Here is a 21,328-nt window from a genome sequence, read left to right as displayed (position 1 = left end):
AAATCCTCCGCTCCTCGGAACAGAGTGTGACTCGCTCCTCGCCCCTGGATAGAAGAGGCGAGAGCGGGCTTTTGCACTTCGAGAAACGAGGAGTTCATCGCGCGTGACAAATCCCTCGCTCCTCGCCCCTGTCTTTTAGGGTTTAGATTTTGAAGACGTTGACTCGTTGGTAGAGTTGCTCTGATTGTGTTTTAAGGCTGGAAGACTTTTCTTGGCTGGCGCTGACTACACCTGCCAGGGCGTCGGTGACGTCTTTTATTGCGACCATGCTCTGACTGATCTCTTCACCAACGTGGCTTTGCTGGCTGGCGGCAGTGGCAATTTGCATGGCCATATCACTGATAAGCTCAACACTGACGCTAATTTCATCGAGAGCCTGAGTCGCCTGCTCGGCGCTGGCAACCGAGTGGTCTGCTTGCTCAGAGCTGCTATGCATTAGGTTAACCGCTTGCTGAGTAGTCTGCTGGAGAGTTTGGATCGTTGTTTCGATCTCTTGGGTTGAGCTGTATGTGCGCTGCGATAAAACACGTACCTCGTCCGCCACCACAGCAAAGCCGCGACCGTGCTCACCCGCACGCGCCGCCTCAATGGCTGCATTAAGCGCCAACAAGTTGGTTTGCTCGGCTATATCACGGATGGTTGCGAGTACTTTGTTGATCTCTTGAGCGTGCAGGCTCAGTTGCCCAATCACCTCATTCGCCTGTGTCACCTCACCCGCCAGCGCACCAATCGCGACTTTTGTGCCGGTAACTAACTCGCGCCCAGTCTGAGCATTGCCACTGGATTGCTGGGCCGCCTGTGCGGTTTGCTCGGCATGAGAGGCAATCTCTTGAGTTGATGAGGCCATTTCAGTTACGGCAGTGGCTACTAAGGTCACCTGTTGTTGCTGCTTGTTAATCTCATTGGCAGCGTGACTCACTTGGCTTGAACCTGTATCGGATTGGCGATTAAGCTCCGCTGCTTGATCACCAATAAGACCAATCAGGCTTTGCAGACTCGACATAAAGGTATTGAAGTTTTTCGCCAACACACCGATTTCATCGTTGCTGTCGAGCTTGATACGTTGAGTTAGGTCGCCATTACCTTGGGCAATTTCGGCAAGTGCTGAAGATACGGTTTGCATAGGGCGAAATAGCGCGCGACATAGCAGGTTAAATCCGATGGTGCACAGCATAACGAAAAACACGGTAGCCAACAGTTGGCGCCATACTTGGCTATATAGAGGGGCGATCAGAGAGCCCTGATCGATCATCGCAACGGTGACCAAATCGGTACCATCGATTGGCCAAGCAAGGGACACATAGTCTTGCCCAGTAACTGTGATGACCTCACTTTGATGAGACTGGATTAACTGACGAAGTTGGCCCTGCTCAATACCCAAGGCACTAATAGGTTGGTCGAGTAAGCTAACATCGCGATGAGTAAAGATAGTGCCGCTGCGATCAACGATAAACATACTGCTGTCGCCAGGTAAGATCACCTGATTGAGGCCGGCAATAATATCAGTAATTTCAACGTCTGCGCCGAGTACAAACTGCTCACCCGATAGATGAATCGCCTTACCTAATGACACCACATTCGCCCCAGTTGCCGCGGCGACGGTCGGGTTATCAACGAACACTTGGGCTGGGTTTTCTAAAGCGTGAATGTACCAGCCCCACTCGCGCGGATCATCGTTGCCAGGTGGTAGGCTGACACCATTGGCGTTGCGTTGCGAACCATCCGCCCTGGCGATAAAGACGTTATCAAACGCACCTGAATCACGGATTTGCTCAAGGTGCGGAATCACCTGTTCAATCTCGGTCCTGGCGGGAATCGCCGTCAAAGCGCGTTGCTTAGAAGCAAGCCAATCGGCAACATAGTGATTGTACGCTGAGGCGCTTGCCTGCAGGCGCTCCTCTACATCTTGGTTTAATCGCTGCAAGGCATTGGAGAACGAAAGCCCCTCGACAACTAACCCGCCAATAATAATGGCTAGGCTAGCAGACAAGGCCAGCTTGTTCTTTAAAGACATATTCTTGAACATGGTATTTGACGCTGCTGTGATGATGGTTTGGTTGGCTGGCGATTATATTTTATTGGATAAAATAAATCGAACACCAAATCACCACAACGCCTCGAAAATGCTGCCTTACTACAAAAATTGCAGCTTGAGATTAAGCTTGGTCGTAAAAGGGTCGTTTTATGTATCGTAGTTCTAATCAATGACATTCCAAAACCTTGTTCGGCTTCGATGCAAAGACAGGTTTGTGCTTGATTTAGTTTTATTGGTTAATGGATGGGTTGTTACGTAAACATTCAGCGGCTAAATCAATAAAAGAGCGTATTTTGGCGTTCGCGCGACGGCCTTCCAAGTGAATCACAGTTACCGGTATGGGCGCTTCCTCGTACTCTGTGAGTATGGCTTGTAATCTGCCTGTTTCGATCTCTTGTGCAACTTGGTAGGACAGCAGACTGGTTATCCCGTAGCCAAGAACCGCAGCCTTACGAGCGGCTGAAATTTGATTGCAGCGCAATCTTGGGTTGAGCTTGATGGTTTGTTTCTTGGTTTGATTGAGGAATGTCCACTGGCTTATGTTCCCACTAGGAACAGGCAATATAATGCTATGTTTGCTTAAGTCCGTGGGTGTTTTTGGTATACCGTGCCGCTCGAAGTAGGTTGGTGCGCCACAGACAACACGCCTAACTTCACCGACCTTAACTGCATACAATCCAGAATCCTTTAGATGTCCAATGCGAATGGCCACATCGAACTCCTCTTCAACAAGGCTGGTGATCCGGTCATAAAACATCGCTTTAACCGAGACTTCTGGGTTGCGCTCTAAGTATTCCGTCACGATAGGCATAACATGCTTTTCACCAAATAACACTGGCGCTGTCACGGATAAGGTACCACTGGGCTTAGTGTAAACACCTTTAACGGCTGCTTCAGCCTCTTCTAACTCTTCAACAATGCGCTTGGCATCCTGCAAAAATCGCACACCTGCCTCTGTTAGACGTACATGTCTGGTGGTTCGATTGAACAACTTCGCCCCCAAACGACTCTCCAACTCAGCAATCGATCGTGTCACAACAGGCGCAGAAAGGCCTAGTTTATTCGCCGCTGCAGAGAAACCTTGTAGGTTGGCAACTTCAATAAATACCTGAATGGTGTGTAGTTTATCCATATGCCAACCCCAACTCAAAACCGATGATAGTAATTATTGCACAAACAGAAATAATCAATTGCTAATACCACCAATTACTTCTCGATTCTCTTCATCTACAGTCACTCTATTACTCGCTGTTCAGCCTTTTGCGAATACGCTACTGATGATCTGACAAGCTTTATTTCGCACGTCGCACAGGGGACCTGAGCTCACGCTGCACGGTAAAGCGCAACCATGAGGATATCAAAATGAATGTTAAATTTAGCCCATCTGATGCTCCAATAAAGCTCTATCGCAATCCCATCTCTGGACACTGTCACCGTGTTGAATTGATGCTGTCGTTACTCGACCTTCCCTACCAGACGATCGATTTAGACATGGCCAATGGTGCCCACAAAGCGCCTGAATATCATAAATTAAGTCCCTTTGGTCAGGTGCCTGCCATTGATGATAATGGCGTAACCTTATCGGACTCCAATGCGATCCTGATTTACTTGGAGAGAAAGTACAGTGATGGTTATGAGTGGTTACCGCAAGACCCTGTGCAAGCAGCAGAGGTCCAACGCTGGTTGTCGGTTGCTGCAGGAGAGATTGCTTATGGCCCTTGCGCGGTACGCCTTGTCAAAGTATTTGGTGCATCTCTGGATTACAACGCCGCAAAACAGAAGACCGAATCACTGTTTTCGGTACTCGAAGTCCGACTGCAAACTCAAGACTACCTAGCTAGCGATAAAGTCACCTTAGCAGATGTCGCCGGTTACAGTTATATCTCCCATGTGCCCGAGGGCGGTATCAGTCTCAAGCCCTACCCCGCTATTCGAGCCTGGTTAAGTCGCATTGAAGCACTGCCACGGTTTGTTGGTATGGCACGCTCGCCTTTGCCTGAGTCTTAATCGGTTGATAGATTCAATTTTCTGACGGACAAGCCACCATGAACTCTCGTAAAAAACATTGCCTGCACTCGGGTGAACTCAGTGTTCAGAAGCGTCGCAATACACCCGAAGAGCTGACTCTGAGGATACCTGATTTTGTTGAAGCCGATATGCCAGCAGAACATGCCAATTTCTATTCCGAATTGCCCTACTTGCCTCTAGCCACCTTAGACGCCAATGGACGACCTTGGGTTAATCTATTGGTAACACAAGCACAAGGTGACGCGTCTATCGGAATCAAGGTAGTAGGGCAAAATCAGCTATCAGTCGTCGCCGAAGCCGTCTCAGATGATCCCTTTATACGAGCATTAAGACAAACTCAACTGGCTTTAGCGAAAGAGCGTGCGCTGTTTGCCGGCGTTGGTATCGACTTTTCCAATCGGCGACGCAATAAATTTTCGGGCCATATAAACAGTGCAGAGCTTGAACCCTCGGGTCGGTTCAGCTTGGAGTTATCATCCGAGCAACACCTAGGCAACTGCCCCAAATACATTACGGTTCGCTCGTTGGTGTATCACCAACGCGAGGCAGAAATAGTGTTCGATCATTTCAAAACGCTCAATGTCGAGCTGCCTAACATTAGTAAAGCACTAATAAATACAGCCAGTACGCTCTTTCTTGCCACCAAGCATACCTCGAAAGACGTTGGGGCTAGTCAAGACCAGCAAGACATGGGGCTAAACCATCGCGGTGGCACACCTGGCTTTGTCCGCCTCTACCACGAGCGTGACGGTGAACGTGTCACGACCTTTTTGACCATACCGGACCATTCTGGTAATCGTTTCTATCAATCACTTGGCAACATCCAAACCGATAAACACGTGGGTTTGATATTTCCAGATTTCTATACCGGCGATCTCTTGTATCTAACTGGAGATGCCGAAAACCTGTTTGACCAAGACGCCGAGCAACTGATGCCTCGTGTTCGCTTATTAACCCGCATCAAACTAACTGGTGCTGTACACATCAAGCAAGGCTTAAATCTAGAGATGGTTTCAGCCGAGCAGTTTTCGCCTTACAACCCCCCTGTAAGGTATTTAAGGCATGAATTACACGAGATGGGGCAACTTAATGATGAAGACAACGCTCCAGATACCCCTATATCTGCAACGCTCGTAGCGGTTAAACCACTGACAGCGAACGTCAGTACATTTACCTTTCAGCTGTCAAAGGCCGTAACCCTACCCACACCTGGCGGCTTCGCTGTATTTGATTTCTCACAGGTCGTTAACGCTGATTACCGACATATGGATGACAGCAATCCGCAGAGGGTGAACGATGACTACATTCGAACTTGGACTCTCTCAAGCGCCGCAGAATTTGATCCTCAAACCGCAGGGTTTGGCCCTGTCGATAAAATCAATGTGACCGTTAAACGTAAACCCGGCGGATTGATCTCAAATTTACTTCATCAAAATAATGAGCCAAAGAGTATAAACCCAAACTTCAAAGGGACTGGGGCTGGATTTAGCTGCTTTAGCAATAAAGCAGATGAAGGGCTTCCCGCTATTCCATCAAAGATGCTTTGGATCGCAGGCGGGGTCGGTATTACGCCATTTATGGCGATGTGGGATGGTATTCTACAGGTTGCTCGCAAGCTCCCAAAGCGAGCAGAGTTCGCAACAGATATTATTTTACTGTTTGCTGGCCGTGATGATGATATCTACCTACTAAAACCCTTTTTGCACCGTGCCGCCCCCCTGCCCAGCAACATTCACCTAAGGGTCTTTGGCTACCAAAGCATTGGTAAAGACGCATCAAGTGGCAACACCTCGTACGATAAACTTACCCAAGCGTTGCCGAGGCCAAGACTAGAGATTGTCCAGAGGCGGCTACAAGAAAGTGATCTTAGAGGTATCGAACACTTAAGCGATAGAGAGGCGTTCTTATGTGGCCCCCTCGCCTTGATGGAGACTACGACCGCAGCGCTGAAACGCTTCGGTGGACCAGATTTAAAAATCCATCAAGAATCATTTTTTTTCTAGCGATTGAGAGGAAAAGTACGAGACAAAGGTGATGTTACTCCTTCTATCCACTTAGTTAGGAGCAACAACACACCCTTATAAATACACAAATTTAAGCGTGCGCCTTAAGGTATTTCTTGACCTTTTTCATCGCCATTTGACGCTTGAGTGGTGAGAGGTAATCAATAAATAAGTTACCGGATAAATGGTCAATTTCGTGCTGCATGACAATCGCGAGAAACTCATCGCTCTCAACGGTGATAGGATTACCGCTGCGATCTAACGCTGACACCGTCACCGAGGTAAATCGCTCTATATCGGCATAATAGTCGGGTACGGATAGGCAACCCTCTTGACCTAACGCGTTATCTGAGCCATCAACCACTTCAGGGTTAACCAAAATTAGTGGCTGGTCGCGATTTTCCGAGAGGTCGATAACAACTACCGCCTCTTTTCGACCGACTTGAGTTGCAGCCAGACCGATACCGTTATCAGTCGCGTACAAGGTATCTAACATATCATCGATTAAGGTTTGTATCGATGATATGTCGTTTACCCTCTCAGCTTTAACTTTGAGCCGTGGGTCGGGTGCAGTGAGAATGCCTAAAACAGCCATATTTACCTTTTGATGTTTAGAAATCATGTATTCGATACGGCTCTATGCCGCACTCTAGGCCGATATGATGCAGGTTTTCAGCGTTCACTTCAATTGCCTAGTACTTTTTACTTCAGGTCATATTGAGTTGACTCAATTTGTTGTTGTCTTGTCTTGTCTTGTCTTGTCTTGTCTTGTCTTTGACAGTTTCGAGCACACAAGAACAGCGCTTGTCTAACATCTGCTTAAAATCATTGCTCAATAGTAGTACGGGACAAAAAAAGCCCCGAGCGTATGCTCGGAGCCTTCGATATTGTGTAGTAACCTCTCACGCCGTTTCTAACAGAACTGGCACGAGATTGTTACATTACAATTCAATTGTTACGGTTTCGCCGTCAACAGTTAGCTCTAGAGTGTTACCTACAAGCTTATGAGATACAGCAACTTGCTCACCTTCGTTCTTGTTAGGAACAAGTAGAGTCAGGATGTTGTGCTGTTTCGATGGCTTGAATTCCACTTCAACGTGACGGTGGATCTCAAGATCTTGGTACTCGTATGGGTCAACTTCGCCGAAGCCTTCAACGTTCTTCACTGACGCGATGTTGTCAGCAGACTCGTTGATGAAGTTCACGTCTAGGTGCGCAACTTCGCCACGGATAGTGAATGACTTGTCAGCCACTTCGTTAGCGAATGTTGTGTGCATTAGCCAAGTCATGTCTTTCTCTTCAGATAGAGCAGCCTTGTCTTGCATTACGAATACTTTACCCTTCACGAACCAGATCTTACGCTTGTAAGACTCGATTTCAGGAACAAAGTACTGGTAAGATGCCGTTGCATCACCTTCAACCATCTTCACATCAGACTCAGTATCGAAGTCTGTGATCTGACCGCCCGCTTCAATACAGAAGCGATCTTGGTGACCTTCGTAGCCCGTGTTCTTGTTCTCGCCGTACTGACCCTTGCCGCCGAATAGAGGCAGGTTCTTAGAGAACGTTTGACGACGCCACTTAGTGTGCATGTCCACACCGAAGCCACCGTAGTAGCCAGTGATTGCCGCTAGAGTTTCACCAAATGCATGTAGAGTGAACGCGTTTTGGTCGCCGTGTGAGTGTGAGATAGAACCAAATGGTGAACACTTGAATACCATGTGGATGTGGTTATCACGCTCAGTCATCTTGTTGTGGAACGCAGCCCAACCAGTGATTGGGAATACTTTCAACAGAGGATCGTTTGACGGTGCTTGCTCTTCAGGTGCATCCCAAAGGATGTTGAAGCGTAGGTCGTCGTAGCCAAAGTCCCACCAACCGAAGTTGTAGAACTTAGTGTGCGCTTCAGTATCACGACCTTTAAGTTGGTTGTAGTACCAAACGTACTCAGGCTTCTGGTTAACACCCGCGTAATGCTTGATGTTGTAAGCCAGTTTTAGACCTGGGAAGTCACCGATTGACGACTGGTCACAGAAGCTCGCGCGCTTAGAGTGAACAGGCATACAGTAAAGTGGGAAGTCACCTGTATTCTCGTAGAATGTCTTGTTGAACATGTCTACGCCACAGTAGGCTTTCAGTAGGTCGAACGCTTCGCCTAGGAACGCAGTTTGCGTGTTCCAGTAGTCAGGACCTTCAGCCCAACCGCCGTCTTCACCGCCCCATGGTGGGTAGTGTACTGCGTAGTACTCTAATGCGTATGCGATGTACTCGCCTGCTTTCGGGTGATCGTGGTAAAGCGCGATACACGTTGGAATGATAGCAGAAGAGATCGAACGAACACCGTGACTGTTTAGTGGGTTGTTCAGAAGATCAACCGTCACTTTCAGGTGATGCATGATCTCGTCTAGACGCTCGATTAGCGCGTCTTGAACTTGCTGACGCTCTTCATCGGTGAAGTAAGCGTGTAGCCAGTCGTAACCCCAAGCCATTGCTGCGATAACACGGAAAGCTGCTTCATCGTTATAGCCGCGAGAAGTCACGCCTTCTGGATCGTAAGTCGATAGCTTAAGAGTCCAAGCTTTTGCTTTTGCGATTAGCTCTTCGTCTTCTTTTACGATACCCGCGATTGCTAGGTTACGTGTCGCGTTCAGTGCCATTTGGCAATCAACGTACATTTGACGCCAGTAAGGGCGCCATAGAGAAGCTTTACCTACTGTTTCTTCTGGGTAAGGCTGAGGCTCTTCAAATGGAGCAGTCTCAAGGAACTTAACCGTAGAGTTGTTGTAGAAGTCATCGAACATGCAGTGTGATTCATCTGCACGTACCGCTGCTTTGAACGCTTCTAGATCTGCCGGTTGTACAAGAAGACGTGGACGTGCTTCTGATAGGTTATCTAGGAAAGACAGGTCAAAGTCACGCTTTTGAACTTCGATTGGGAGTAGGTCTACAAGGTTACCTGCTGAAGTATCGTTCTCCAGCTTCATCTTCCTGATCGCGTCAAGAGATTTTTGGTTGCTCATGCTAACTCTCTTATATCAATATTGAGTGAAGGATTGGCGACAATATACGTCTTATTGTAATACAATTGAATGATTTTCGTCATCTGAGCGCAACTTTTTGGCGATTTCGTGATGTAGGTCAGAACTTAGGTCGAAATTGACATTGTTTGTTCAATGGTTCTGTGTCTTCACTACGTCAACCACGCACACAAGCGCTTTTCTTCGGCTTAATAGTATGATTTTTAACTTAGACCCTAACCCTGAAAAATGAAAGCGGAGTTAACATTGCACGGGTATTCGTTGATCGCATCTGATCAGACTTTCAATAAGTAATAAACTAAATGCATATCAAACTTGAAGGTTGAAAACGCTTATCTGTGACAAGTATGAGTGATCATTTGAGCTCTAATCAATTTGAGCAAGCGCCAATCTGCTTGGACACTTGTTGCTCAATCGGCTGTCGAGCTCAAACTGTATCTTCTATAACGTGAATAGATGGAATGTCGGTTCCGATTCTAGTAATTCATAAATATTTTCAAGACCACAAACTATTATTCTAGTCATTTCAATCTTGATATATCCCATATATTGGGATTTACCTTCTTAGTCCACACACATAGGAATATAACCATTCCCATAAATATCACTATGTAATTATTAATATCGAAACACATCAAATTAATTTTTAAGTGTAAACGCTAACAGTGCGAGAGTGATTTGCAACTATTTAGGCAGCAACTAGAATTCAAACTGCAAAGAGGAGAAAACAAACAGAGGCCAAAGACCATGCGAATACTATTTATTTCACTAATAGTGGCTTTTGCAAGCCCCTTATTAGCTTCAGAATCAAGTCAAAGCACCACACCACCAGAGGTGCCTTGTTATACAGAAAGTGGGGAACTGATTGGAAGTAATGTTCCTATTACTGAGTGTGAGATTCACCATATGTAATCAACTAAAAAAGCTGGGGCACAAACCCCAGCTTTTTTTGACTCTACCTGCTTAGCAAGTTATTAGTCTTCTAGACGCCATGCACGCACGTACTCTACTTGCATGCTTGTTGGCAAACCTGTTTCACCTTGTAGGTCAACTGGGTAGAATTGGTTACAATCCCAGCGAGTGAACTGCTTACCACGCATACCTAGCGACAGTGCCACGTTCATATCACGGTGCCAGTAAAGGTTTTTCTTGTAACCCACTTGCTCACCGTTCACATACCAAGTGATGTCTTCTGGGGTAACGTTTACAGCGTAAATAGCAAACTCTTCACGTGGATCGAAGTCCAAGAAGTGGATGTTTTGGTTTGTTGGCGCGAATGGCTTAGGACGCATCCACTTCGGCTTACCGTTTTCTACAATAACGTTATGTAGGTTGTGGTCACTCTGGAATACGTTGTCTTCCTCTTGCTGCAGCTCGACGACGTCGATTTCAGAGTATTGCACATCACCGTCTTCTTTTAGTGTGCGGTCAAAGGCACTGTACAACCAGAATGCAGGGGATACGCCTGGGTGAAGGTCTGCGCCTTTAATCTTAGCTTCGTAGTAACCGTAAACGCCCGTTGCGTAAGACTTCGCCATACCTGACTTAAAGTACAGTGGGTAATCATCAACTGGCTTCTTATTACAACCATCCCAGAAACGACGCGTATGCTCTTCGTGTACAGCGCTTAGTGTCAGAATACCGTCTTCAACAACAGCGTTATTTTTATCCCAAGTCCAAACACCAAATGACTCCGGTTGGAAATTCCACTTAGATGTATCACGACCATCGAACTCATCCGATAAATCGTCAACTAGAACCCATTTCTCGCCCTCTTGAGCGGTATGAGGTTGGAATTCCGCAGCAAACGCCGCATTCGACAGCACGCATGAAGCGCCAATTAGCAATAATGACAATTTAGGGTTACAACTAGTTATGGTTGTCATAATTTATCCTTAAAATATATATACAACTATTATTTTGCAATATTCAACGTCATAACAACATTGAAGTCATGCACTGATTTAAGTATTGATGTTTTTTCTGATTTAATTATTACAGCAATTTAAATACTCTTAAACATTAATAAGCATGCGCACTCAGGACTCCTAACTCTGAGTTAGCTACCGTTAACATAACGTCTCTAGGGTAGTCAGTATTATTATCCTTATAATAATGATATCTGGCATCCCAAGCATAATGTTCATCACCCAATTTACTTGGATCATTATAAACCAGAATATATTTAGCATTGCTGTAGTTATCGTCTAAATGAACACTGGTAAAAAAGTAATTTGTTAGATCATTGCCACGCTCAACCCAACTCGTCTTGATTTCTTGCCCAATCGGCATAAAAGAGCCATCAAACAACTGATAGATTGGCTCGAAGACAAAGTTTTCATTTGCATAGCTGTAAAGGTCGACAGAATAGTTACCTTTTTGCTCGGGCAACTCGATAACATATACCTGTCTAAGTACTTTATCTATCATCACATAAGGTAATGACGGCTCAAAAGTATAGAAAGCGGGTTGACCAAACTCTAAAACCAATGGGTCATAAAGGCGAATCTCGCTGTCATCCGACTCATCTTTACTTTTTGCTTCTAAGTTTTTCCACAGCTCGGTGATATTCACTTGGCCTTTAACCACTTTATTGCCTGATAAACTGGATGTTTCAACAATCACATCACTGGATATGCAGCCTGAAACCAATGCTGCCGTGAATACATATGCTAAACCATATTTTGATTTATTAAACATACTGATGTCCAGTTCCTTATCAAGTTGATACAAAGTCTAGCATGGCTTTTAAAAATAATTTTGTGATCTAATTCTCTTAAAGTAGCTTTGTGAACCAACGTCCCAGCATATGGGAAGATGCTAATTACAATAAGCATGTCCTTGAGCCTGACAAATATTTTTACATATTATTACAACCGCAATCTGAATTAACTAAATTAAGCAGTCTTTCGTCAATGCCCTTCCACTAAGGTGAGAATAATCGAATGAAAACGAAACAATTAAATGACAAGGATTAAGTCATGCGAAAAACACTAGCAGTCTCTTTACTTACATTAGCAACACTCCCCTATCAATCTTTTGAAGCTAACGCAGATGATTCATTTCGCCTAACTGGCTATGCGCGTTACGGTATGGGTTATACCGATAGCACAAAACTGCAAAATGGCTCGATAATGAATGGCATAAATGTCATTAAGTCTGCGGGTTCTAAATACGCACTTACAGGCCACCTTGCCAACCAAGGTATGGGCCACGAGCTGGGCTTTGAAAAAAGTTGGTCGGCCAACGATTCTAATTGGCGCGCCTTATTTATGGCCACTGATAATTACAATGCCGGCCCATGGAAAACGGCCCAAATGTGGGCAGGCGGTACTAATGTAATCAAGAGTAACCCGAGCGCACACGTTTGGGCAGGTCAGCGTTATGCCCAGCGTGTTCAAATGTTGCTGAATAACTACAAACCACTTCTTAATGACGGCGTGGGTGGTGGCGTCCAAAACTTTGATTTAGGTTTTGGTAAAGCCAGCATAGAAGCGATTTCAGGCATGAGAAATAATGACAGTAACGGTCGTTACGCGCTGTTGTCGTCGATTAAAGATATTAGAATTGCAGATAAGCAAACACTAGATTTTTACGCTAACTATGGCTTTGGTGATGGACGCAATGATGATAGACCATGGGGCAGTGGTGTCGTCAATAACGATGATGCTTACCAGTTAGCAGCCACGTACAACCTCAACCGAAAAGGTAGTTTCACAAAATTCGTCGTCCGTTATGGCGATGGAGTGAAAGAGAACCTTGTCCAACATGCGGGGCCGGCTGAGGATGGTGGATCACTGGGTGCCTTTCTTTACGGCCATGAGAAGATCACTGATAAGTTCGCCATGATGTATGCATTCAGCTATGAAAACAGCGACCTCGCCACCAACGATGGTGCTAAAGCTGGTAAAGCTAGAGAAAAATGGTACCAAGGTGTCCTGCGAGGCGGATATTACTACAACAAACACCATAGTACTTGGCTAGAAACTGCTTACGACACTATAGATGTCCATGATGAAAATAACGGTGCAAATGGTACTAACTCTTCATGGAAGGTCACGCTATCACAAAATGTTTCACTATCTGATTTCTTGTTCTCTCGCCCAATTGTCCATTTCTATGTCTCCTACGGTGGGCTTGACACAGAAATTGTACGTAACGGCGCGAGAAAAGGCGTTAAAGAAGCGGTCTCAGTTGGTGCTTATTTCGAAGTATTTATGTAATGACTAAAATCCATCGCTGAGGAAAAATCGACAAAATTTTTGATACTTAGCAGAGTTAAAAACCGCCTTACCCGAGGCGGTTTTTTAGTCCTGAAATTGGAATGCGATATTTTTATCCAACGTTTGTAAAATAATGAGTATTGCTTATCAATAATACATGTGTATGAGAGCCTGTCACGCTACACGTCATCACACATGGTAAAGTCACCTCTCTTATGGCTGTCACCGGATCAGCTGCTATACCAGATTAGATATCTCAACCACAATTAATAAGTACTAATTTAATACTTATTACGGAAAAGCCGATGAATTCACTGCAACACTCTTAGTTAGGCGCTTGATTTGCTGACTTTTTGCGCAATTTAGATGCACATTTATGGCGAATTCCATGTTTTGCGACATTCCCACTCTTTGGGAATCACGATCCATACTCTTGCTGCGTGATCTATGTCCACTATGCAAACATTCGATTATGTTAATTTAAATGGGACGAAAGATTGCATATTTTAATCAAATCACCAACCTTGAATTAGTACATTAAATATACAATTTAAGGTTGTAAAGCTTATAACTATAGGGATTTAACCAAAATGACACATAATAGAAACCTCGTATACTACATGGCTATTATTGTTTTGAGTGGATTTGTTTTTGGCGTTGATGCTGGAATCATCTCTGGAACAGTAAAGTTTATTAAAGCAGAGTTTGCACTCACTGACCTTCAAATTGGTACTGTCGTAAGTGCCCCGGCCTTCGGTGCAATTATTGCGCTTTTATTCAGCGGAAGTTTAGTTGATAAGCTAGGCCGCAAAAAAATGATGCTAGTCATCGCCGGGTTTTATTTAATCTCTGCGATTGCATCAACAATAGCCAATAACTACACCGTTCTTGTGCTAGCTCGTATGCTTGGCGGTATGGCTTTCTGTTGTCTCAGTATCGCCTCAATGTATATTGGTGAGCTTGCGCCAAGTAAAATGCGCGGTAAGTTTGTTGCTTCTAACCAAGTTATGATGGGTATCGGTTTCTTCGTTGCTTACCTAATTAACTACGGCTGTGTACTGGTACTCGATGAGCAATCTTTCCTATTCTCAACTGAGAATGTATGGCGCACCATGTTCGCTTCTGAGATTCCAGTCGTTATCCTATGGACACTAACACTAACTAAGCTGCCTGAATCACCACGCTGGTTGATGAAAAAAGGCTATAAAGAAGAAGCGATTGCGGTTATCCGTAAGGTAACTCCTGAAAATGAAGTGAACGCTGTTGTTGCCGAAATTGAAGAGAACCTAGCCAAAACTGACCACAGCATCCCATTGGGTGCTCAGCTTAAGATCCTATTCTCGCCACGCATGAAAACTATCCTAACCATTGGTATTGGTCTTGCGCTAGTGCAATCATTCAGTGGTATGGGCGCGGTATCTTACTACTCGCCAATGATTTTTGAGCAAGTCGGTCTGGGTGAAAACAACGCCTTCTTCCAAACCACACTTCTGGGCCTTATCAGTATCTTCTTCGCTATGATTGCAATGAAGCTGGTAGATAAAGCTGGACGTCGTACACTGCTACTCATTGGCTTGCTAACTATCGCCTTAAGCCACCTAACTATCTGGTACGGCTTTAGCAGTGCAAACTACCACATCTCTTCTGAGAAAATCGTCAGCCTTGAAAGCCGCGTCGACACAGCGCCACTGCAGTCACTAGAAGGTCAGACTTTTACTAGCGACCGTGATTTTAAAGATGCGATTCGTCCGCTCTACTCTGACCAAGAGATGACACTCAACGAAGGTGCATTTATCAATGCCTTCATCCAACTTAACCCATGGATGATTGTTACCGCTATCTTTGTCTTCAAGGCCGCATTCTTCTTCTCGATTGGTCCAATGATGTGGGTGGTGTTCTCGGAAATCACACCGAACTTGGTACGCTCTATCGCCATCCCATGCTTTGGCCTGGTAGCAAGTTTGGCAGCCTTCTTTGTTCAGCGCTTCTTCCCATGGCAGCTAACAACCTTCGGCGCAGCCAATACGTTCTTGATGTACGCCATCTGTAGCTCAATCGGTATTCTGTTGGTGCTATTCATCTTGCCTGAAACTAAGAACAAATCGATTGAAGAAATCGAATCCCTCTTGGTTAAGGGTGAGCTTGCTGACCTCTCCCCTGCACAAGCTAAGTAATTAATCTTGGGCCCACTTTACCGCCTCGGGGTAAGGTGGGCCAATCTCAAATTAGGATATTCCATGAAGAAAAACATTATCATCCTCCATACTGACCAACAGCGTTTTGATAGCTTAGGTTGTAATGGAAACAGTCACGCACAAACCACTAATATCGACCAGCTTGCTAAAGAGGGTTGTAACTTTAGCCGTCATATCTCAACCAACTCCGCTTGTATGCCATCACGCGCGAGCTTGATGACTGGTCTTTACGTTCCTGGCCACGGCGTTTCGTCAAATGGTATCCCACTGTGGCGCCGTGACAACGGCTGTGAAGATAAAAACAACGTCATCAGTCAACGTCTGTTTGGGGTTGATGTCATGGATAAGATCCCGACCATCGCCGACCTACTCACAGAGCAGGGCTACCACACAGCGCTGTTTGGTAAAATGCACTTAGAGCCAATGCTTGCTGACCGCTCTTACGATTTCTACGACTCCTACTCAAAGTGGGATGAAGAAGAGACAGAGCACGATGAGAGCCCATACTACGGCTTCGCTCAGAAGAAACTGATCCTAGGTCACGGTGAAGCGCCTTGTGGTTACAACCGCGGTCATTACGGTCGTTGGTTACACAAAAACCACCCTAACTATGTTGAGCAAGTATTCCCAGGGGAAGATATCAACACCAAAGAAGGCTCGATCGCCAACGATATCTATGCGTCAAAACTGCCTGAAGAGCTACACAATACCATGTGGCTTGCCGATGAAGTATGTCAGCACCTAGAGCAGCAAAAAGACAGCGATCAACCAAACTTTATCTTTGTTGGTTACCCTGACCCTCACCACCCATTCACGCCACCAGAGTCGCTTGCAGCAGAGTTCCATGACATCCCGCTACCGGAGTTTACTCAGCGTGACGAACTGGTTGGCAAAAAGCCGGATGCTGTCGAGCAAGCAATGGATAACTTTTCGGCTGAGAAAGAAGATTTGGCCAAGGCTTATCGTTACACTGCGGCTTCGGTTAAGCTTATCGATAAATCAGTAGGCAAAATCATCGAGAAAACCAAAGAGCTAGGTATCTACGATGACACCATCATCGTCTTCACCTCAGACCACGGTGACTTCCTTGGCGATCTAGACATGATTTGTAAGTACGATGTGGCGTTCAACAACCTACTTCATCTTCCATTCGTCCTTAAGCCTGCTAAAGGCACTTCTCTACCTGAGAAGTGTGCAACGCCAATGAGTAATGCCGACGTAGTGCCAACTTTGCTGTCACTAGTTGGTGTGGAAGTCCCTAGCTATGTTCAAGGTATCGATATTTTTGGTGAGAAAGCAGAAGACAACACTCCAATGGTCACCTGCTACACCGCTCGCGAGCAGAACCGTAATATCTCACTGTTCGATCAAAACTATCGCTACACCTATTACCTAGATACCGCTGAAGAAGAGCTGTATGACCACAGAGTCGATTTAAAAGAGCGCGTTAACCTCGCAGTGACTAAAGATCCAGTCATCCGCGTAATCTGTGATCGCCTCAAAGCCCAGCTATTCCAAAAACACATCGAGTGCGATCTAGGCATCTTCAACCACTACGCGCTGTGGTAAGCGACTAAGTTTCATCTTATTAACATTGGCCACCCTCTCGGGTGGCCTTTTTCATTAAACTCGAGGTGTGAGTTACACTGCGTTCCGAATTGCGGGTTACACGTCGTCCCGGGGAGCGAGTAGTTAGTACGTTGCACATATTTCTTATTGCCTTATCTTTTCGTTTATCATAATGTCTCTGGCTAACATCAATATATTCTACTTAACTAACCCTTCAAATAATATTAGTTGTATTGAATGTACCCTCATGAATACTCCCCAAGCATTAACACCCTTATTACCAATACTTTCTCAAGATTCCAATACTCTCCGTGTTTACAGTGTATAAAAGTACCATTACTAAGTAGTGTTTATAGTCATGAAAGAGACTCGCGGTATCACCGCAACCACCCCTCGTCTCCCGAAGCATAGCGCTCTCGCTACTCGCCTCTTTCCCGATCGGGAAATAAAAAACGGCCTCACGCTTGAGAGAAACGTGAGGCCAAGTGCTGGTGTAGTATGGAGAATTTAAATTATTATAATGAATGGGTTTCGCGGGTTAAATACAGATAGTCGTTCAGTGCATACTTAGAGCAATCACAGCCAATGCCCGACTGTTTGATGCCTACGTGTGGTAGTTCGATTGCGTATTTCACGCCATTGATTTGAACCTCTCCAAAATCAAGGTTCTCAGACACACGCTTGGCCTTGGCATGATCTTGAGAGAACACGTAAGATGCTAAGCCTGTGTCTGTGTCATTGGCCATATCAGTCACATAATCCTCTCCCTCAAAGCGGATCATACTTATTACAGGGCCAAACAACTCTTCGCGGTAGATTTCCATCATATCATGAACACCGGTCACGACAGTTGGCGGGTAGAATGCACCGACATCACTATCAGTCAGTTCTCCTCCGGCATGCAAGGTCGCCCCTTGCTCAACCGCACTCATGACCAAACTGTGAATTCCGGCTCTCGCTTTCTTATTGATCAACGGTCCCATGGTCGCGTCGCTATCACGACCGAAGCCCAGCTTAACCTTGGCGGTTCGCTCTAGTACCTTAGCTAGGAATTCATCATGAACTTGAGATTCAACAAACACGCGGTTAGGTGCGACGCATATTTGACCACTGTTACCATATTTAAGCGCGGTTAAAATATCAGCAGCCTTGTCTAGATCTGCATCATTAAATACGATAAACGGCGTGTTCCCGCCAAGCTCCATCGAGTATCGTTTTATGTTTGTCGCCCCCGTCGCCATGATTTTCACCCCAGTAGGAATTGAGCCTATCAAGGTGATCATTGCAGGTACTTTCGACTTGGTGAGGAGATCACTCACATCTCTATCACCACCAGAAATAATAGTGACCGCCCCTTTAGGCAAACCAATTTGACGACATAAATCCCCCACCAAATAAGCTGACAATGGTGATTGAATGGAAGGTTTGAGAATAATCGGGCAACCACTGGCCATGGCTGGACCAAGCTTGTAGCCTAGATTAAGCAACGGGAAGTTCCATGATAAATATGCAACCACAACACCAACCGGTTTATGACGTAAAGTGTGGACACACTGACCATCAGGGTCGACCAGTTGATCAGGTTGAAAGCGAGTGATCTCTTGAGCATAAAACTCTAAGCTGTCAATCAGCAGTTGGTAATCTTCTTGTGTCCCTTCCCAGGTCTTACCGGTTTCCAAGTGTACACACATGCGCAACTGCTCTTCATGCTCAATACAAGCTTGTCTGAGTTTATTCATCCACTCAATGCGTGTTTTAACACTGGCTTTGCCCCAACTCAATTGTGCCTCTTTGGCACTTTCTAAGGCAATTTGTGCGGTTTCCAAAGTCGCAGCCTGGACATTGGCTAGCACTTCATCTGTGGCAGGAGAATAAACAGCAGTCGTTTCACCACTGTCATATGACCTACCATCTACGTACATACTATTTACAATCATCACTCGACCTTATTCCATTAGATTCAAGAAAATAATACCGTACTTGGTAAATGTTTTTTGTATCTCACTCCACTTTCTTTTAAAATGGAAGTAAATTCCCACAATATGGAATGGCGATCTAATTATTAGGAAATTGGTTTAATTAGTGCTTTGTCCAGTAAAATCATCACATTAAATTAACTGCTGAGTATTATATAAACTAATCAATAGATTTAAACCCCAGAAGTATAATTAACTTACAATTCACTATGACTTCCCATGTCATGGGACTTTACCCAAGCAGACATCTATCGTGACTGATATCACACACATATTTATTTTCTCAAATTAGAATTCCAGTGGACTAATTAATTGAAACATTAAATAAAACAATATTTAGTATTGAAAAATAACTTATCCTCAGGACATCTATGAAATCAAAATATTTAATACTATCGACACTGGCCATTGCCGTTACAGCCGCACATGCCAGTGTGATCCGTCCTACTGGCTTTCATGCTGGTGAAGTTCGCTGGCAGGAGTTAGGCGACAGAAGTGACGATTTTACTACTGGCTCAATTAATCCAGCGAAATGGCAAAATGCACCAGCGAGCCTAAACGTGGGTGCTTGGACTTTTGACCCTGCCAATGCTTACGTTCAAGATGGCAAACTCGTCATAGAAACCACCCAGGAAACTCACACACGTCGTTTTGCTGACAGTTGTTGGGATGGCGTGGCTGGAGGACCACCACAGTTCGTGGACCGCGAGCTCTACTACAAATCGGGCGCTGTTCACTCAATCGCTAAAGGCGTCTATGGGTTCTATGAAGCCAAAATTAAAGGTGTTGAGATGTTTCCTGGTCTGAGCCCCGCGTTCTGGCTCTACAGTGACGATCACCCATTCGATGATCGCAATGACCCAACTAAGCAGTACGTCGACTACAGCGAAATTGATATCGTTGAGCTGCAACAGGCCGATTGGCGCAGCCCAACCGACTTTGACGACCAATACGATATGGACCACAACCTGCACGCACGCGTAGAAGAAAACGGCAAAATTGTATGGAAGCGTCCAAAGCCAAACCCTGAGGCGCAACTGCTTCACTACCGCGCACCTTTTGATCCTCGATTGGATTACCACACCTATGCTGTGGAAAACCGCCCAGATCGAATCACATGGTATGTCGACGGCGTTGAGGTCGGCTCCAAACCAAATAAATGGTGGCACCGTCCAATGCGCGTGACTTTCTCACAAGGCCTGCGTCGTCACCTGATTAAGTATAACCCTGACTGTCAGCGTGCCGATCCAAACCCTGACAACATCATCTCAGAAGGCTTTCCAGAGAAGGCACGTATGAAGGTTGACTACGTGAAAACTTGGAAGGCCATGCCCTCGGTGTGGATCGACGATGAAGATCGTTACGTTAACACCGAGTTCCCAACCAACCAACCAATGGACGTTGTGGTTAACTACCACGGCGGCAGTGATTACTACGTTAAGTCAGGTCAATACAACGGCGTCACACTCAACCTGATTGAAAAAAATAGCTCAGGGCTCGTCCAAGTCGTGCGCAGTGCGAATGATCCAAATACCACCAAAGATGACAACAAGTATGCTGGCAAAACCACGCTTAGCATCGACCTGTCTGGTGTCACTCCATCGAACCAACTCCCTAGCGGGCACTTCTACGCTCTAGCCCCGGTGTTTAATTCATCTAATGGCTCGGCGATCTACGCACAAGCCCCAATTGAGCCCATCCTAATTAGTGGTGACGGCAATGGCGATGGCGGCAATGTCGCGGTAACCGATGTAGAGCTTTCACCAACTTCAGCAACGCTGAAAGTCAATGAGACAGTGCAACTCACGGCTAAGGTCAGTCCGTACAACGCCAGCAATAAGAGTGTTTATTACTATTCAGACGACTCCGATATTGCCAGCGTAGATAACAGTGGCTTGATCACAGCGAAGAAAAAAGGCACCACGGCCGTGTCTGTAACGACTAATGATGGAGCCTTCACTGATAGTAGCATGATCACAGTTGTAGAAAGCAATACTGGGTGGGTACCCGTAACCGGCGTAACCACTTCCCCTAGCAGTCTGAGTATAAAGGTTGGTGAGACCAAGACTGTGTTAGCCAATGTCATTCCTAACAATGCGAGTAACATTAGCGTGACGTACCAATCTAGCAACCCTTCTGTTGCCATCGTCAACGCACAGGGTCAAGTTTCTGCAAAAGGCAAGGGTAATGCAACTATAACCGTGAAAACTAAGAATGGTGGCTTCACTGCTACCACTTCAGTTGTAGTTAGTTAACGATTT

13 protein-coding genes are annotated in these 21,328 nt (G+C 45.5%); 6 read left to right on the top strand and 7 right to left on the bottom strand.

Translation table 11 applies throughout. The features are described from left to right. Positions 1-142: 142 nt before the first annotated feature. Together ACZ5R2_RS18015 and ACZ5R2_RS18010 are read right to left on the bottom strand one after the other, a co-directional pair. Positions 143-2,026, bottom strand: coding sequence for a methyl-accepting chemotaxis protein (locus ACZ5R2_RS18015; RefSeq protein ID WP_464903218.1), 1,884 nt, complete (start codon positions 2,024-2,026; stop codon positions 143-145). Positions 2,027-2,264: 238 nt separating this feature from the next. Beyond that, complete coding sequence (locus ACZ5R2_RS18010; RefSeq protein ID WP_464903219.1) at positions 2,265-3,167, bottom strand: LysR family transcriptional regulator; 903 nt, start codon at positions 3,165-3,167, stop codon at positions 2,265-2,267. A 230-nt stretch (positions 3,168-3,397) separates the two neighbouring features. Between ACZ5R2_RS18010 and ACZ5R2_RS18005 the strand changes: the two genes are divergently transcribed. Together ACZ5R2_RS18005 and ACZ5R2_RS18000 are read left to right on the top strand one after the other, a co-directional pair. Then, positions 3,398-4,042 carry a glutathione S-transferase family protein gene (locus ACZ5R2_RS18005; RefSeq protein WP_464903220.1) on the top strand — a complete coding sequence of 215 codons (645 nt, stop codon included), beginning with the start codon at positions 3,398-3,400 and terminating at the stop codon, positions 4,040-4,042. A 38-nt stretch (positions 4,043-4,080) separates the two neighbouring features. Beyond that, positions 4,081-6,066 (top strand): hypothetical protein, encoded by a 1,986-nt coding sequence (locus ACZ5R2_RS18000; RefSeq protein ID WP_464903221.1) that lies wholly within the window; start codon positions 4,081-4,083, stop codon positions 6,064-6,066. 91 nt (positions 6,067-6,157) lie between these two features. Here the strand turns inward: ACZ5R2_RS18000 and def are convergent, their stop codons facing one another. The 4 genes from def to ACZ5R2_RS17980 all read right to left on the bottom strand — a co-directional run bounded on the left by def (position 6,158) and on the right by ACZ5R2_RS17980 (position 11,804). Further along, positions 6,158-6,661 (bottom strand): peptide deformylase, encoded by a 504-nt coding sequence (def, locus tag ACZ5R2_RS17995; protein WP_464903222.1) that lies wholly within the window; start codon positions 6,659-6,661, stop codon positions 6,158-6,160. A gap of 346 nt (positions 6,662-7,007) precedes the next feature. Next, positions 7,008-9,086 carry a DUF4962 domain-containing protein gene (locus ACZ5R2_RS17990; RefSeq protein WP_464903223.1) on the bottom strand — a complete coding sequence of 693 codons (2,079 nt, stop codon included), beginning with the start codon at positions 9,084-9,086 and terminating at the stop codon, positions 7,008-7,010. Between the two features lie 992 nt (positions 9,087-10,078). Next, complete coding sequence (locus ACZ5R2_RS17985) at positions 10,079-10,990, bottom strand: family 16 glycosylhydrolase (protein WP_464903224.1); 912 nt, start codon at positions 10,988-10,990, stop codon at positions 10,079-10,081. Positions 10,991-11,126: 136 nt separating this feature from the next. Further along, a complete protein-coding gene (locus ACZ5R2_RS17980) occupies positions 11,127-11,804 on the bottom strand; it encodes a hypothetical protein (RefSeq protein WP_464903225.1) in 678 nt (225 codons plus the stop codon). A gap of 281 nt (positions 11,805-12,085) precedes the next feature. Between ACZ5R2_RS17980 and ACZ5R2_RS17975 the strand changes: the two genes are divergently transcribed. The 3 genes from ACZ5R2_RS17975 to ACZ5R2_RS17965 all read left to right on the top strand — a co-directional run bounded on the left by ACZ5R2_RS17975 (position 12,086) and on the right by ACZ5R2_RS17965 (position 17,091). Next, positions 12,086-13,327, top strand: a complete 1,242-nt coding sequence (locus tag ACZ5R2_RS17975; RefSeq protein ID WP_464903226.1) for a carbohydrate porin — start codon at positions 12,086-12,088, stop codon at positions 13,325-13,327. Positions 13,328-13,917: 590 nt separating this feature from the next. Next, positions 13,918-15,501: an MFS transporter gene (locus ACZ5R2_RS17970; protein WP_464919466.1), complete on the top strand. Its 1,584-nt coding sequence runs from the start codon at positions 13,918-13,920 to the stop codon at positions 15,499-15,501. Between the two features lie 63 nt (positions 15,502-15,564). Continuing rightward, positions 15,565-17,091: a sulfatase family protein gene (locus tag ACZ5R2_RS17965; RefSeq protein WP_464903228.1), complete on the top strand. Its 1,527-nt coding sequence runs from the start codon at positions 15,565-15,567 to the stop codon at positions 17,089-17,091. Between the two features lie 515 nt (positions 17,092-17,606). Here the strand turns inward: ACZ5R2_RS17965 and ACZ5R2_RS17960 are convergent. Further along, positions 17,607-19,028 carry an aldehyde dehydrogenase family protein gene (locus ACZ5R2_RS17960; protein ID WP_464903229.1) on the bottom strand — a complete coding sequence of 474 codons (1,422 nt, stop codon included), beginning with the start codon at positions 19,026-19,028 and terminating at the stop codon, positions 17,607-17,609. A gap of 410 nt (positions 19,029-19,438) precedes the next feature. Here ACZ5R2_RS17960 and ACZ5R2_RS17955 point away from each other — a divergent pair, with 410 nt between their 5' ends. Beyond that, complete coding sequence (locus ACZ5R2_RS17955; RefSeq protein ID WP_464903230.1) at positions 19,439-21,322, top strand: Ig-like domain-containing protein; 1,884 nt, start codon at positions 19,439-19,441, stop codon at positions 21,320-21,322. The last annotated feature ends 6 nt before the right edge of the window (positions 21,323-21,328 follow it).

Source organism: Vibrio sabulosilitoris (assembly GCF_055391395.1).
The sequence above is the reverse complement of the archived record's forward strand: the minus strand, read 5'-3'. Positions and strand labels throughout refer to the sequence as shown.

Excerpts from the sequence above, each read along its gene's own strand:
- ACZ5R2_RS18015 (WP_464903218.1), bottom strand. The coding sequence starts at position 2,026 with ATGTTCAAGAATATGTCTTTAAAGAACAAGCTGGCCTTGTCTGCTAGC.
- ACZ5R2_RS17975 (WP_464903226.1), top strand. The coding sequence starts at position 12,086 with ATGCGAAAAACACTAGCAGTCTCTTTACTTACATTAGCAACACTCCCC.
- ACZ5R2_RS17960 (WP_464903229.1), bottom strand. The coding sequence starts at position 19,028 with ATGATTGTAAATAGTATGTACGTAGATGGTAGGTCATATGACAGTGGT.
- ACZ5R2_RS17965 (WP_464903228.1), top strand. The coding sequence starts at position 15,565 with ATGAAGAAAAACATTATCATCCTCCATACTGACCAACAGCGTTTTGAT.
- ACZ5R2_RS18005 (WP_464903220.1), top strand. The coding sequence starts at position 3,398 with ATGAATGTTAAATTTAGCCCATCTGATGCTCCAATAAAGCTCTATCGC.
- ACZ5R2_RS17980 (WP_464903225.1), bottom strand. The coding sequence starts at position 11,804 with ATGTTTAATAAATCAAAATATGGTTTAGCATATGTATTCACGGCAGCA.
- ACZ5R2_RS17985 (WP_464903224.1), bottom strand. The coding sequence starts at position 10,990 with ATGACAACCATAACTAGTTGTAACCCTAAATTGTCATTATTGCTAATT.
- ACZ5R2_RS17970 (WP_464919466.1), top strand. The coding sequence starts at position 13,918 with ATGACACATAATAGAAACCTCGTATACTACATGGCTATTATTGTTTTG.
- ACZ5R2_RS18000 (WP_464903221.1), top strand. The coding sequence starts at position 4,081 with ATGAACTCTCGTAAAAAACATTGCCTGCACTCGGGTGAACTCAGTGTT.
- ACZ5R2_RS17990 (WP_464903223.1), bottom strand. The coding sequence starts at position 9,086 with ATGAGCAACCAAAAATCTCTTGACGCGATCAGGAAGATGAAGCTGGAG.
- def (WP_464903222.1), bottom strand. The coding sequence starts at position 6,661 with ATGGCTGTTTTAGGCATTCTCACTGCACCCGACCCACGGCTCAAAGTT.
- ACZ5R2_RS18010 (WP_464903219.1), bottom strand. The coding sequence starts at position 3,167 with ATGGATAAACTACACACCATTCAGGTATTTATTGAAGTTGCCAACCTA.
- ACZ5R2_RS17955 (WP_464903230.1), top strand. The coding sequence starts at position 19,439 with ATGAAATCAAAATATTTAATACTATCGACACTGGCCATTGCCGTTACA.